Here is a 14,568-nt window from a genome sequence, read left to right as displayed (position 1 = left end):
TCTATAAAAAATTAAAAACTATAGGAGAAATTAGTATGGCAAAACATCAATTTCAGACTGAAGTAGGTCAGTTATTACATTTAATGACTCACTCTTTATACTCAAACAAAGAGATTTTTATTAGAGAGCTTGTATCAAATGCAAGTGATGCTATTGATAAATTAAACTATTTAAAATTAACAGATGACGAAATCAAGTCAAAGTTACCAGCAGATTGGTCAGGTGAGATTAATATTGCTTTTGATGAAGCAGATAAGTCTTTAACAATCGTTGATAATGGTGTTGGTATGAACCAAGAAGATTTAATCGCTTCTATTGGTACAATCGCAAAATCAGGAACAAAATCTTTTGTTGAAGCTTTAACAGGTGATGCAAAAAAAGACTCAAACTTAATTGGACAGTTTGGTGTTGGTTTTTATTCTGTATTTATGGTAGCTGATAATGTAGATGTTATCTCTAAAAAAGCAGGTGAAGAACAAGCATACAAATGGTCTTCAAATGGTTCTGGTGAGTTTGAAATTATCCCTGTAACTAAAGAGTCATCAGGTACAGTAATTTACATCAAACTAAAAGATGAAGAAGCAGAAGAGTTTGCATCTAAACCAAGAATTGAAAATATCGTTGGAAAATATTCTGACCATATCGCTTATCCAATCTTCTTAAACTATAGTGAAGAAGTAGAAGAAGAGCTTTCAGAAGAAGATAAAAAAGCTGGAAAAGAAGCTAAAAAAACAACTGAAAAAAGACACGAGCAAATCAATAAAGCAACAGCTTTATGGACTCAACCAAAAGCAAAAATCAAAGAAGAAGAGTATAATGATTTCTATAAATCAATCTCTCATGATTCACAAGATCCATTAGCAACTATTCACACAAAAGCTGAAGGTGTAAACGAATATACTACACTTTTCTATATCCCTAAAACTGCACCAATGGATATGTACAGAGCTGATTATCAGCCAGGTGTAAAACTTTATGTAAAAAGAGTATTTATTACTGATGATGATAAAGAGTTATTACCAACTTACTTAAGATTTGTTAGAGGTATTATTGATTCTGAAGATTTACCATTAAACGTTTCAAGAGAAATCTTACAAGAAAATAGAATCTTAGCAAATATCAAACAAGCTTCTGTAAAGAAAATCTTATCAGAAATCAAAAAACTTTCTAAAGATGAAGAGAAGTACAAAGAGTTTATTGAGCAATACAATAGAGCTCTTAAAGAGGGTGCATACCAAGACTTTACAAACAAAGATAAGTTATTAGAGCTTATTAGATTTAAGTCAACTAAAACTGAAAAAGATACAATGACTTCTTTAGAAAAATATAAAGAAAATGCAGATTCAGAACAAAAAGCTATCTTCTATATCGTAGGTGAAAATGAGAAGGTTCTTAGAAACTCACCACTTCTTGAAGCATACAAGAAAAATGATATTGAAGTTCTTATCTTAGATGACAAAGAAATCGATGAAATCGTAACTCCAATGTTTGGTGCATATAAAGAGTGGGAATTTAAAGATATCACTTCTTGTGAAGCTCCAAAAGTAGAGCAAACAGAAGAAGAGAAAAAAGAAGTTGAAGAGAAGTTTGAAGATATCACGAAAAAAATCAAAGATATTTTAGGTGAAGCTGTAGCAGATGTAAAAGTTACAAACAGACTTTCAGAGTCACCTTCTTGTGTAGTAAAAGATGCAGGTGATGCTCAAATGGCACAAATGGCTCAAATGATGAAAGCTATGGGACAAGAGATGCCAGAAACTGCTCCAATCTTAGAAATCAACCCTGACCATGAGATTGTTAAGAAGTTAAATGGTTGTGCTGATGATAAAATGATTGATGATGTATCATGGGTACTGTTAGACCAAGCAAAACTGTCTGAAGGTATGGAAATTACTGATGCCGTTTCTTTTGCACAGAGACTTTCTAGAATCACTGCAAAAGCACTATAAAATAATGATTTAGGTTCGTCTTCGTCGTCGAAGAGAACCTATCTCTCAGTCACTTACTTTGTGTAAGCTTCTTCAAACTAGAACCTCTTCTTCTAGAATTTAAACCAAACATTATTCTATATAAGCTTTTCTTTTTTATATCACAGTTTACTTCACTACTAGTATATTTTTGTTTTTTAATAATGTAATAATTTATATATAAAATTATTTATATTATAATTATGAAAATATTAAGGAAATTACATGAAAAATAAAATTATCTTGTTTGTGTTAGGTTTGAGTTTAGCAACATCCCTTTATGCAAAAGATTCTGGCTTCTACATAGGTGGTTTGATAGGTACATCTAAAACAAAAGATTATGGAAAAGAGACTTTTACTGCTACAGGTATAGATAATGGTTATAGCCAAAGCATTGAGGAAACTGATTTGATTTATGGTGGGTTACTTGGATATGACCAATATTTTGATAATTTCTTAATTGGATTAGAATTCGATGGTTATAAAGTTAATTCAGATGAAAAAAGAGATACTCAAGCAGGAGGTGCAAACCCTTGGCACTACACATCAGAAATTAATAAAGTTACTTCTTTGAAATTACGATTAGGCTATTTATTAAATGAAGAAAATTTATTTTATATTTCTCTTGGTAAAGCAAAAGCAGATATTAGAAGAAAAATGTATGACACTAATGGTATAACATTACTCAAAGAATTAAATGATAGTGTAGATGGAAACTTATATGGTCTTGGTATTGAGCATTTTTTAGAGAATAATCTTTCACTTCAAATAGATTTTAGATACATAAAGTATGATCAGGTATCATTTACAGTCCAAGATAAAACAGAATATGAAGATTTAACTGAAAGAGCCTTCACTTTATCTTTTAAGTATAAATTCTAACTCAGTTTTCGCACATAAAACCAAGCTGTTTTATGTGTGAAGATATTTTTATATTAATTCTCTTATTGACTTTTTTTTGATTTAGTTGTTATATATAATGATTATCAACCAATTGATTACTCTAATTACACCCTTTATAACTATATAAATGCTTCCATAGATTGTGTAAAATATGCAAACGAAACTTTTATGGAGATAGATGTATTAAGAAAATAATAGTTACTAACTTTTATTTTAACCACACACATAGAAAAATAATAATAAAATATGATTCAAAAGCTTTAGATTTGTATTTTGAATTAGTGAAAGATAAAAAAGATGAACTTATTTATTATGAAATTCTTACTCTTTTAGAGAAAGCTAATCACAATAAAAGTGTAGAGGAAAACTAATCTTAGATTAGTTTTCTAAAGTATCCTCATCTTCTTATTCAACTTCTTCAGTTTCCTCTTCTTCTTTCTCAGGTCTTTTTTCTGCTCTTGCAAGTATTTCTAAGTAAAAAGTTTCAGCTTCAGATTTAGCTGCTTCATCAATAGATTTTGTGATATCAATAAAATCAATCACTTTAGGCTCATCATCACCTATTGCAAATTTACAATTGAAAAACCAAAAATCTTTATCTTCTGGAAGAGTTTTTCTTTTTTCTCTTTTGATATATTTTCTTACTTCATATTTAATAGAATCTACAACTCTATCAGGGTGTTTGTTTTCTTGCTTTAATTTAAAAGTCTTTTTCAAGTCTTACCTTTGATTTTTTATATTTTTGCAATTGTATCTAAAGTTTTAGTGTATCGGAGTATTTTTGAATATATATTCAAAATTTTGTAAGTTTTTTATGTGAATACAATTATGACATAATAGATTTAAAATATTCTTTCAAATAATTTTACCTTATATAAATAATTATTTAACAAATAACTTAAGCTAATATTACATTTTTAAATTTGGAGAATAAAATGAACACATATACAAATATTGAACAAATAGAAAATTATCTATCTATATTAAAAAACAGTACATTTAAAAAAGAGCTATTTTTAAAAGAGTTACTTTTAAATGCAAACAAAGCTTTACATACAAAACAAAACTGTGAAGACAAAGAAGTAGACTTTGAAGCTATGATGGAAGTATATTTTGAACCAAGTGATAGTTCTATAACTATTGTTGATAATGGTATCGGTATGAGCAAAGAGGAGCTAAACTCTTTTGTAACTGAAAGCTCATATAAAAAAGTAGAAAAGGTACTTTTAGATAACTCTTTAATAGAAAAAGAGCTTGGTTTATATTTTATTTTTGCCTTAGCACAAAAAATAAGTATCATCTCAAAAAAACACAAAGAAGACACAGCACACAAGTTTATCTCAGACCTAAATAGTTTTGATATAGCACCTTGTATAAATGAAGATTATTCTGGAACTGTTATTTATATCAAGTTAAAAGATGAGTTTGCAAAAGAGTTTACAAACAAAGAAAATCTAATCACATATTTAAATGATATAAAAGAGTTTGTAGATTTTGATTTATTCTTAAGTTACTATGATGAGAACTTTCAAGAGAAAGTAGAAAAAATCAACTAACAAATTATATTTTAGGCTACCTTTATAAAACTCAGATATAATACTTAGTAATACTATTTGGTATTACTCATAGTTATATGTAATATTAAAGGTAGTCATATGGAAACAGATTTCATAATCGTTTTTACCCTAGTTATTCTTATCTCTTCTTTTATACATGGAAGTATAGGTTTTGGTTTTGGTCTTATTTCAACTCCAGTAGTTGCACTTTTTACAGATATTCAAACAACAATTACATACATAATAATCCCAACAATGATAGTAAATCTTGTAAGCATACTAAGCGAGGGCAAGTTTTTTGAAGCTTTACGGAAGTTTTGGCTTATCATTTTACTTATGGTTATAGGAAGTGTAGTTGGAACATATATCTTGGTTTATTACAACTCTGAGTATTTTAAACTTATTCTTGCATTTATAATATTCTTTTATCTTTTCCAATCACTAGTTAAACTAAGAGCTAGCTTTATAGCAGATTATCCTAAGTCTTCAACTTATGGATTGGGACTTGTAGGAGGAGTTGTATCAGGACTTACAAATGTAGTTGCTCCACTTACTATTATGTATACTTTGGAGTTAAAATACTCAAAAAAAGATACAATTCAACTATCAAATTTATGTTTTCTTTTTACAAAAGTAGGGCAGGTTGCTACTTTTGTTTATTTTGGAGAGTTTAGTTCCCAAGCAGTACAAATATCATTTGCAAGTATGTTTATAGTTGCTATTGGTCTTTATTTTGGAATAAAAATAAAGAAAAAAATAGATGCAAAATTTTATGCAAAGATATTAAAAGTCTTATTGTTTATTATTGCATGGGTATTAGTTTTTCAAACAGTTGAATTTTAAAGGTTAAAAATGGACTCAAATTTATTAAAAGTTTTTATAACAGTTGCAAATACAAACTCTATTTCACAAGCAGCTAAAGAGTTGGAGTTTACTCAATCAAACGTAACTTTACGAATTAAACAGCTAGAAAAAAATATAGGCTACTCACTTTTTCATAGAACAAACAGAGGAGTTATTCTTACAAATGAGGGAGAAAAGCTTTTCCCCTATGCCATCGATATCATAAAAAAAGTTGAAGAAGCTCAAGTTCATATGAGAAATATAGACTACCAAGAAGTACTTAAAATAGGGGCAACGCAAACATTTACAACAAGTAGCTTGATGCCATTTTTAGAAAAACTAAATAGTGACTTTAAAGAAATGAATTTAGAGTTTACCGTAGATAGTAGTTTAAACTTGATAGATAAACTATTGGATTATAAACTTGATGTAGCCTTTGTAAATGGAAACCCATATCATAAAGACATAGAGGTTTTAAATGTCTTTGAAGAGAAAATGGTTTTAGTAGAACCAAAAGATAAAGAGCCTCAAAAGACTTGTTTTGTATTTAAAAAGTCTTGTGCAAACTGTGCTACTTTAGAAAGTTATATTAAAAATACAAGAGATGAAAACTACAAAACAGTAGAGCTAGAAAACTTTGAGTTGATACTTGGTTGTATAAAAGCAGGTTTTGGAGTTGGCTTATTATCTCCAAAGATTATAGAAAAGTTTGGTTATACAAATAAAGTGAAAACTACAGATATAGAAAACCATCTTGATGCACATTTGATTTGTAGAAAAGATTATCTTCCTATTATCCATGAATACCTAAGAAATAGAAGTTTATAAAATAACTTTAAAATTATTTGATAAACAGTACAAAATCAGTCAAAATAATTTTTAGATAATAAATATACAATTTTATTGACAAAATGTAACTTTTACCTAGTAAAAATAGCAAATTCCAAGCTAGTTTAAAAAACTCTTGTTATAATTTTTCACATTTTATGACAGGGAGAAACATGAAATTATCTAAAATACTATCAATAGCTACTATTTTCGCAGTAGCAGTATCTGCAAATGCAGCTGAAAGATTGACACTAAAAGCAGCGAAATCTTCATCTTCATACTACCAAATGGCAGTACAAGTTGGAGAAAATGCAACTAGACTTACTAACAAAGAGTTAAGTATCACAATTGAAGAGAGTCAAGGTTCTGTTCAAAACGTAAAAGAAGCAAGAAAAAGAACTGGTAACTATGTGTTTACAACACCTCCTGTTTTACTTAAACTAGCTAAGTCACAAAAAGCAATGTTCAAAAGAGACAATCCTGCTGATTATGAAAAAGTAAGATCACTATTTCCTATTCCATACCTTACAATGCACATGGTTGTAAAAGCTGATTCAGGAATTAACAGCTTTGAAGATTTAAAAGGTAAGTCTTTACTTATTGGTAAAGGAAGTTATGGTGCAAGAGAAGCTAAAAAATATATAGAATTATTTGGTCTAAAAGATGATGTTAAACTTGTAGGTGCAGAACTTTCAGGTGCAGTATCAGCACTTAAAAATGGTCAAATCGATGGATTTGCAACATCAGGTTCGTATCCAGCTCCAAATGTTATTGAAGCAGCAGCAAGTACAAAAATCAAACTTCTTTCTATGAGTGATGAGCAAATTGCTCTTACAAAAAGAGATAAACTTATTATTCCATCGGGAACTTATTCTGGTGTTGAAGAAGAGATTGCAACAACAACTTTACCTGTTGGAGTTTATACAACTACAAATATGAGTGAAGAGACAGCATACAAACTTACAAAAGCATTTTGGGAATCAAAACCTGCATTAGAAAAACAAAATATCTGGTGGAAAGCTATTACTTTTAACAACCTAGATATGTTTAAAACTAAACTTCATAAAGGTGCATTAAAGTACTACAACGAAGTAAATGCAACTATTCCTGAGAGTATTAAATAAGAGTTTAGTATATGCAAGAAACAAATAAAAAGTTACTATCACCAAAGTACGTGATAGTAGCTGCTTTAGCTTTATTTACCGTTGGATTTCATATCTATTTAATTTTTACAGGTCTAATGCCAAATTTAGTAAGTAGACCTATTCACTTGGCATTAGTATTACCTTGGGTTTTTCTGCTTACAACTGATGAAAACATATCAAAGTTTACTAAATATATAGGATATATCTTATTAGTTTGTGCTATGTTTTCTTCTTATTATATAGTTACTAACTACTCTTATTTAGAAGAACAATATGGTTCACTAGAAGGCAATTTACAATACTTTGTTGCAATAAGTTTAATCTTAGCTGTTTTAGAAATGGCAAGACGTGCAGTAAAATTAGCACTTCCTTTAACTGCTGCAATTGCTTTAGCCTATGGATTTTTTGGTCATCTTATTCCTGGTGATTTTGGTCATCAAGAAATACCTATGGATAGTTTCTTAGGAACACTTGTTATTGCAGAAGGTGGTATTTATGGAAGTCTTACAGGGGTTTCTGTAAATGTTGTTGCAGTATTTGTTATCTTAGGAGCTTTTGTTGGAGTAGGTGAGGGTGGAAATGCTTTTATGTCCTTATCAACAAAAATAGCAGGAAGACTAAGAGGTGGAGCAGCTAAAGTATCTGTTTTAGCATCTGCATTTTTTGGTTCTATTTCTGGTTCTGCATCTGCAAATGTTGCTTCAACAGGAGCCTTTACAATTCCAACTATGAAAAAATTAAAATACCCTTCAAGCCTAGCAGGTGCTACAGAAGCAGTTGCTAGTACTGGTGGACAAATTATGCCTCCACTTATGGGAGCAGGGGCTTTTATTATGGCTGAGTTATTAGGAGTTCAATACTCTTCAATTATGGCAGCTGCAATATTTCCTGCTATTTTATTTTTCTTAACTGTATGGATTGGAATAGATGTTTTTGCAAAAAAATATAACTTAATAGCAATGAGCGATGAAGATATTCCAAAACTAAATATAGTTTTAAGACTTAGTCCATTTTTTGTGATTCCTTTTGGGATACTTTTATATGCACTTTTAGTTATTGGAAAAACTCCACAGTTTTCAGCTGCTTTAGCAATCTTTGCTTCAGTATTTTTATTGCTTGTAAATAGAGAGTGGAAAGTATCATTTAAAGATTTTATCATCAAATTTTTAGATGGTTGTATTACTGCTTCAAGACAAATTGCTACAATTGCTTCTGTTATCATTTGTGCAGGTATTATCATTGGAGTTTTAAACGTAACAGGAGTTGGAGTTAAGATTACATCTGCAATTTTGTTTTTATCAAATGGTGAACTATTTGCAGCACTATTACTAACTGCACTTGCTTGTTTAATCTTAGGAATGGAAGTTCCTACAACAGCAGCATATATTATATGTGTTTCAATTGCTGGACCAATACTTCAAGATTATGGATTAAGTGCTATTCAAGCTCACTTATTTATTTTCTGGTTTGCTCTTTTATCAACTATTACACCACCTGTTTGTGGAACAGTATTTATTGCTTCTGGAATAGCACAAACAAACTGGCTAAAAGTTGCAGGAAAAGCTATGAAACTAGGGATTGGTTTATATATTATTCCTATGGCATTTATTGTAAATCCATATTTAATCAAACCAGATACTCACTTCTCATTTGCTTTAATGTCATTTGTAAAAATAGCCCTTGGTTTATGGCTTATTTCAAATGCTTTAGTAAATGATAAACAAAAACCTCTATTAAGAGTTTTATTCGCAATTTTTGCTCTTATAATTATATTTATTCCATTTCAATAATAAGCTACTTTTTTAGTAGCTTATTTATAATAAATTAAGCATATAATGTTATATTTCCTTCATTAAAAATATGAAGGAAATTTATGTCAAATATTATAATTAGAGATGCAGTTATTGATGATTCTGCAACTATTTTAAACTTTATTACAGAACTTGCAATTTATGAAAATGCTGAACATGAAGTAAAAACTGATGTTGAGCAAATAAAAAAATCTATTTTTGCTGAAAACTCAACTGTTAATGCTTTTATTTGTGAAGAAGATGGAGTTGCAATTGGTTTTGCAGTATATTTTTACAACTACTCAACTTGGCTTGGTAAAAATGGTATTTATTTAGAAGATTTATATGTTAGCAAAGATAAAAGAGGAAGTGGTGCTGGAAAAGCTATCTTAAAACATCTTGTTAAAAAAGCGTACGATGAAGGTTGTGGAAGAGTAGAGTGGTCTTGTTTAGATTGGAATACTCCTTCAAGAGAGTTTTATGAAAGCATTGGTGCTAAGTCACAAGATGAGTGGATTGGTTATAGATTAGAAGGTGATGCAATAGCAAATTTCATAAATAGTTAAAAGGTATTTAATGGAAAATATAGATAGTTTTTATACTTTAATGGGTGAAGCTTCATCTTTAACAAAAGAGGCAAAATATGATGAAGCACTTATTTCTTATGACAATATTTTAGAAAAATATCTAGATACAAAAGATGAGTCTATAATTGAGTATTTGCCTTACACTTTTTATAACAAAGCTTTAATCTATGCACATAAAAAAGAGTATGAAAAAGAGTTGGAGGTTTATAATGAACTTCTTTCAAGGTTTATCTCCAATATCTCACAAAATAGTGAAATCATATTTGCTAAAGCTTATATGAATAAAGCTATTTGTATTCAAGAGTTAAAAGATGAGAAAGAGTCTTTATCTGTGTATAAAGAGTTTGTACAAAACTTTGAAAACTGTTTAGATGAAAAGGTTTTAGAAGATATTGTTCAAGCAAAATATAACATAGCTTATATCTTAGGAAACAACGAACAAATAGAAGAGTCTATAAAAGCTTATGATGATGTTATTGAATCATTTCAAACTAGTAAAGAGAAACATTTTTTAGAGTTTGTTGCTAAGTCTTTAGTAAATAAAGCAAATAAGAATAAAGAACTTTATGAGTATGAAAAGGCTATTGAGTCTTTAGATAAAGTTATAAATGAGTTTTCAATTTTTGAAAAACAAGTTGCCATTGCATATCATAACAAAGCAACTGTTTTAGCAGAACTTCAAAATGAAAAAGAGATGAAAAAAGTTTGTGATGAATTAATCCAAAAGTTTGGAAATGTCCATGATGAATTTATCATGAACATTGTTTCTTCTGCTGAAGTTTTAAAAGATAAGGACACTTTTAACAAAAACTGTTTTTAGTGACCTCTTCCTAACATCTCAGATGCTTCCATAACAATCATGAAAGCATCTTTGTCTGTTTCTTCAATGATTTGTCTTAATTGTCCTAATCTTTTAACGTCAATTACCATAAAAATAAGAGTTTTATCATCTTTCTTATTTAAAGCATCACCTTGAATAAGAGTACCTTCATGCTTTAGTTTTTGAGTGATTTGTTCCCCTAATTCTTGAGGTTTAGAAGTTGTAATATGAATAACCTTTGTTGTTAAAGTACCTGTTAAAACAATATCAATTGCTTTTGCTGTAACATAGATACTCATGATACTTAATACAGCTTTTTCAAAGTCTTTAAATACATAAATAGATGAAACAACAATAAGTACATCAATCACTAATATAACTTGTGCAGGTTTTATATGAGAATTTGATGCAATAATCTTTGCAACAATAGTTGAACCACCAGCACTTGAATGTCCTTTTATAATAAACCCAACCCCAAATCCAATAACAGCTCCACCAAAAATAGCAGCAACTAAAATATTTGAAATAAGTAAATCAAAGTTTAAAGAGTAAGAAAAAAAGTCTATAAAAATAGAGATAAGTGCAACGGTTATAATGGTTCTTATTGCAAACATCTTTCCAAAGTATTTCATTCCCCAAATAAGCAAAGGAATATTTATAGCAATAACCATAGTACCAATAGAAAATCCAGTTAGTTTGTGTAATAAAATAGCAGCACCAGGTGTTCCACCAGTTGTAAAGTTATGTGGTGTAAAAAACAGTACAACAGATAATGAAATAAAAAGAGTACCCAATATTAGGTAAAAAGTATTTAGAAGTTCTTTTTTACTAAAAATAGTTGGCATATGTTCCTTTCTAGTTTTTTTGGATTATATCAAATTAATTAAAATATTACATAATGTCTTGAAAAAGCGGGGTATTTATGATAAAGTAGTAATAAAAAAATAATTAGGTTTTATATATGGGAATCTTTCAGAAAATAATTAGTGCAATCGCTAATGCCTCAATGCCGATTTATAAGTTTGAAAACAATCAAATAGCCTTTAAAACGGACTCAGAAGAGTATGTTTACCATGACTTAGATGTTTATGATATGAAGACTAGACATGACCCTTTTGTAGTTGATGCCTATACAATAAATAACGACGAAATATTTTTAGAGTATGTAAAAACTGATACAAATACAACTTGGAACGGACAAGCTCTAAGTATGTATGAAGATTTTTTTAAACAGAAACTTCAAATAAAAGAGTTTGAAACTTTAGAGTCAAAGGATATTTCAAACTATACTTTTAAGGTAAAAAAAGTAGATGATGCTTTTGTATTGCACATAATTTATATTTGGGCTGCAAATACTGATGTTTTTATTGTTGATATGAAAGGAAACTTATATAAAAAGCTATTGTCAGAGTTTGAGAAAGAGTATACATATAGTTTTGATGAAAAAGAAAAAGGACATGTGAACTTTAATATCTCTCTTGTAAAAGAGAATTGTATTCAAGGCTTTTTTAATGCAAGTCATTAAAGTAATAATTCTTTGTTTTATAGCTTTGTTTTTTGTAGCTTGTAGTACTACAAGTTTGAATAACTATACTTCAAAGACTAAAGAGTTATCTTTTTATTCTAATAATAATCTTGTATCAACGTTAAAGTTTGATAATCCAAAACAAAGACACTATTTATCAACACCTTGCGTTATGAATTCCTATACAATAGAAGAAAAAAACAGTAGCTATGGAAAACTATTTTTTGAGTATATTGATTTAGACAGTAATTGTTTTTGGACAGGTTTAGCAAGTGGTTTTTTTGAAACAAGTTTAAATTATGAATTGAAGTTAAATTCTATAGAAATTGTTGAGAGTATCGATATAAATAACTATACTTTTAAAACATACAAAATAAATAATAAGAGCTATCTAAGTGTTATTTACTCTTATTATTCAAATACAAATATGTTTTTAGTGGATTATGAAGGAAGGTTTTACACAAAGCTTTTAAAAGAACTAAAACCAGAATATATTTCAAAATATCTTGATAAAAAAAGATTTGCAGGAAATTACAATAAAAGTTTAGTTAGAAAGAATATCTTTGAAAACTATTTTAGATATGAAAGATTAGACCTATAAGCTCTAAAAGAGCTTATAAGTTTTAGTTTCCAAATACTTTTTTAAGTATTGAAGTTGTTTGCTCAACAGGGTTTTCTCTAATAGAAGCCTCTTTTTCAGAAATCATTTTAAATAAACCATTAATAGCTTTATTAGTAACATAATCATCTAAACTTTCATCACTAGAACTTGGAATATACTCATCTACTCCAAAGTTTTTAGCTAAGTTCATTACAGAGCTATTTTCTACATACTCTTTCCCATACTGTTTATAATAAGTATTAAAAGTATCGTAGTATTTTGAAACACTATTTTCTTGCATAGTTTTATTTACTATTGGTTTGATTAACTTTTTTAATGCTTCATTTGTATTTTCTTTAAAATAGTTTGTTGCTGAGTGTTCATCTCCTGCTAAAATTTTCTTAGCATCTTCTAGGTTCATTTTTTCAATTGCATCTATAAAAATCTTTGCCGTTTCAGGTGCTGCATTTGTTGCTGCATTGTTCATAGACTTGATTAAGTCATCTGCAATTTTATCTCCTCCTGCACTTCTTATAAGTGTTTCTGCTTTTTGAAGATTTTCAGGTAGTGGGATTTTAACATCGGCATTATTTAAATAACCATTTTGTGCTCCTAAAGTTTTTGTAGCATAGTTTACACCAACTTTTAAGGCTTCTTTTAAACCCTTTGATACAGTATCTTGAGATAAAGAACTTGCAACTGTTTGGTCTTGTTTTGTTTCTGTTTTAGTTATGTCATTTACAATCTCTTTTGTGAAGCTATTTAAATCAAAAGCAAAAGATAAAGTACTGCATAGTACTAAAGATGAAAGAATTATTTTTTTGTTCATTTGTTTCTTCCTATAGTTTTTAATATTATATGCTAAAATGCTACAAATTAAAATTAGTGGGATAAAATGATAGAAGAGATTTCGCAATTTTTCTATAGCTTTAAAACAAAAGTTGTAGAATCAAATACTTTAGAAAAAGAGTATGCAAATACAATCTTTGATTTTGCACAAAAAATTAAAGATGAAAAACTAGATGAAGAGTTTAGAGAAAACTTTTTACTTATTTTAGGTTATACCTTAAGATTAGAAGATATTTCACAAAGACTTTTTTTCACTTTCCAAGAAGCAATTTATGCTATTGATTTAGATTTTCAAATGAGAAATGAAGAGTCTAAAAAACTTAACTCAATCGTTTATATCTTAGTTTTAGAAGTTATTTTAAAAGAGCTTCAAACAAAACAAGTTGATGAAAGCTTAAGACAAGAAGCAATTCTTGCTTATGAAAAATTAGAGAAACAAAAAGCAAAAGAGAATAAAAAATATCATATGTATCAATACTAGGTATTTTTATTCCTTGAGTTTGGATAATATCTTTTTTTAGGGATATTATTTATAATCAATGCAATAAAAAGCATTATAAAAGCACCTGTTGCAACAGGAATTAAAACATATAAAAAACCTAGGTTGTGAATCTGCTCACTTCCTATAACTGCAATCAAAGCAGTTGCTCCTCCTGGAGGATGTAAAGTTAATGTTACTTGCATCACTAAAATAGAACTAGCCACTGCTAGGGCTGAACACAACCATAAGTAATCACCTAAAAGTTTAAAACTAGTAACTCCAATAATTGCACTTAAAATATGTCCACCTACAAGGTTTCTTGGTTGAGCTAAAGGAGAGTGAATTGCACCATAGATTAAAACAGCACTTGCTCCAAATGAACCAATAACTAAAGAGAGGTCAGTATCATTTAAAAAGCTAAAGTGAATAAATGCAATAGCAATAATTCCTATAAATGAACCTATCCAAGACCAAATAAGATTTTCAAACTCTATTTTTTCTGTATTTATTTTTTTAAATCTTTTAAAAAACTTTTTCATAAATCATAGTTACCTTCAAAAAAATGAAGTATAACTATAATGATTAGCTTATTCTATGACTTGAATCAATAAGAACTATCATAAAATCAAGAAATGTGAAAAAAAGGGGAAAACTCAGAATTTCCACATTTTTT

Annotated in this window: 16 protein-coding genes; 12 read left to right on the top strand and 4 right to left on the bottom strand. The window is 28.8% G+C overall.

Annotated features, from left to right (window positions below):
* Positions 1 to 35: 35 nt before the first annotated feature.
* Together htpG and CRV02_RS01580 are read left to right on the top strand one after the other, a co-directional pair.
* The gene (gene htpG / locus CRV02_RS01585) at positions 36 to 1,949 is read left to right on the top strand and encodes a molecular chaperone HtpG (protein WP_129088874.1); all 1,914 of its coding nucleotides are present in this window, start codon (positions 36 to 38) and stop codon (positions 1,947 to 1,949) included.
* A 243-nt stretch (positions 1,950 to 2,192) separates the two neighbouring features.
* Complete coding sequence (locus CRV02_RS01580; RefSeq protein WP_129088873.1) at positions 2,193 to 2,849, top strand: outer membrane protein; 657 nt, start codon at positions 2,193 to 2,195, stop codon at positions 2,847 to 2,849.
* A gap of 426 nt (positions 2,850 to 3,275) precedes the next feature.
* Here CRV02_RS01580 and CRV02_RS01575 read toward each other — a convergent pair whose 3' ends face one another.
* Complete coding sequence (locus CRV02_RS01575; protein WP_129088872.1) at positions 3,276 to 3,587, bottom strand: DUF6172 family protein; 312 nt, start codon at positions 3,585 to 3,587, stop codon at positions 3,276 to 3,278.
* Between the two features lie 218 nt (positions 3,588 to 3,805).
* Between CRV02_RS01575 and CRV02_RS01570 the strand changes: the two genes are divergently transcribed.
* From CRV02_RS01570 to CRV02_RS01540, 7 genes are all read left to right on the top strand, one after another.
* A complete protein-coding gene (locus tag CRV02_RS01570) occupies positions 3,806 to 4,426 on the top strand; it encodes an ATP-binding protein (RefSeq protein WP_129088871.1) in 621 nt (206 codons plus the stop codon).
* Positions 4,427 to 4,525: 99 nt separating this feature from the next.
* Positions 4,526 to 5,269, top strand: coding sequence for a sulfite exporter TauE/SafE family protein (locus tag CRV02_RS01565; protein WP_129088870.1), 744 nt, complete (start codon positions 4,526 to 4,528; stop codon positions 5,267 to 5,269).
* Between the two features lie 9 nt (positions 5,270 to 5,278).
* Positions 5,279 to 6,097, top strand: a complete 819-nt coding sequence (locus CRV02_RS01560) for a LysR family transcriptional regulator (RefSeq protein WP_129088869.1) — start codon at positions 5,279 to 5,281, stop codon at positions 6,095 to 6,097.
* Between the two features lie 173 nt (positions 6,098 to 6,270).
* A complete protein-coding gene (locus tag CRV02_RS01555) occupies positions 6,271 to 7,221 on the top strand; it encodes a TAXI family TRAP transporter solute-binding subunit (protein ID WP_129088868.1) in 951 nt (316 codons plus the stop codon).
* An 11-nt stretch (positions 7,222 to 7,232) separates the two neighbouring features.
* On the top strand, positions 7,233 to 9,032 hold the full coding sequence (locus CRV02_RS01550) for a TRAP transporter fused permease subunit (RefSeq protein ID WP_129088867.1): 1,800 nt from the start codon (positions 7,233 to 7,235) through the stop codon (positions 9,030 to 9,032).
* 83 nt (positions 9,033 to 9,115) lie between these two features.
* Positions 9,116 to 9,598 (top strand): GNAT family N-acetyltransferase, encoded by a 483-nt coding sequence (locus tag CRV02_RS01545; RefSeq protein WP_129088866.1) that lies wholly within the window; start codon positions 9,116 to 9,118, stop codon positions 9,596 to 9,598.
* Positions 9,599 to 9,608: 10 nt separating this feature from the next.
* Positions 9,609 to 10,439 carry a tetratricopeptide repeat protein gene (locus CRV02_RS01540; protein WP_129088865.1) on the top strand — a complete coding sequence of 277 codons (831 nt, stop codon included), beginning with the start codon at positions 9,609 to 9,611 and terminating at the stop codon, positions 10,437 to 10,439.
* Here the strand turns inward: CRV02_RS01540 and CRV02_RS01535 are convergent.
* Positions 10,436 to 11,284 carry a YitT family protein gene (locus tag CRV02_RS01535; RefSeq protein WP_129088864.1) on the bottom strand — a complete coding sequence of 283 codons (849 nt, stop codon included), beginning with the start codon at positions 11,282 to 11,284 and terminating at the stop codon, positions 10,436 to 10,438. The genes CRV02_RS01540 and CRV02_RS01535 overlap by 4 nt on opposite strands.
* A gap of 116 nt (positions 11,285 to 11,400) precedes the next feature.
* Here CRV02_RS01535 and CRV02_RS01530 point away from each other — a divergent pair, with 116 nt between their 5' ends.
* Together CRV02_RS01530 and CRV02_RS01525 are read left to right on the top strand one after the other, a co-directional pair.
* A complete protein-coding gene (locus tag CRV02_RS01530; protein ID WP_129083850.1) occupies positions 11,401 to 11,964 on the top strand; it encodes a hypothetical protein in 564 nt (187 codons plus the stop codon).
* Complete coding sequence (locus tag CRV02_RS01525) at positions 11,951 to 12,565, top strand: hypothetical protein (RefSeq protein ID WP_129088863.1); 615 nt, start codon at positions 11,951 to 11,953, stop codon at positions 12,563 to 12,565. Before CRV02_RS01530 ends, CRV02_RS01525 begins: the two co-directional genes overlap by 14 nt.
* 22 nt (positions 12,566 to 12,587) lie before the next feature.
* Here the strand turns inward: CRV02_RS01525 and CRV02_RS01520 are convergent, their stop codons facing one another.
* A complete protein-coding gene (locus CRV02_RS01520) occupies positions 12,588 to 13,394 on the bottom strand; it encodes a DUF4197 domain-containing protein (protein WP_129088862.1) in 807 nt (268 codons plus the stop codon).
* A 66-nt stretch (positions 13,395 to 13,460) separates the two neighbouring features.
* Here CRV02_RS01520 and CRV02_RS01515 point away from each other — a divergent pair, with 66 nt between their 5' ends.
* Positions 13,461 to 13,895, top strand: coding sequence for a hypothetical protein (locus CRV02_RS01515; RefSeq protein WP_129088861.1), 435 nt, complete (start codon positions 13,461 to 13,463; stop codon positions 13,893 to 13,895).
* Here the strand turns inward: CRV02_RS01515 and CRV02_RS01510 are convergent.
* Positions 13,892 to 14,434: an HPP family protein gene (locus tag CRV02_RS01510; protein ID WP_129088860.1), complete on the bottom strand. Its 543-nt coding sequence runs from the start codon at positions 14,432 to 14,434 to the stop codon at positions 13,892 to 13,894. The genes CRV02_RS01515 and CRV02_RS01510 overlap by 4 nt on opposite strands.
* Between the last annotated feature and the right edge of the window lie 134 nt (positions 14,435 to 14,568).

The sequence above is a fragment of the Arcobacter sp. CECT 8989 genome (genome assembly GCF_004116715.1).
Taxonomy (GTDB): domain Bacteria; phylum Campylobacterota; class Campylobacteria; order Campylobacterales; family Arcobacteraceae; genus Halarcobacter.
Note: the sequence above shows the minus strand (reverse complement) of the source record. Positions and strands in the feature narration are given on the sequence as shown.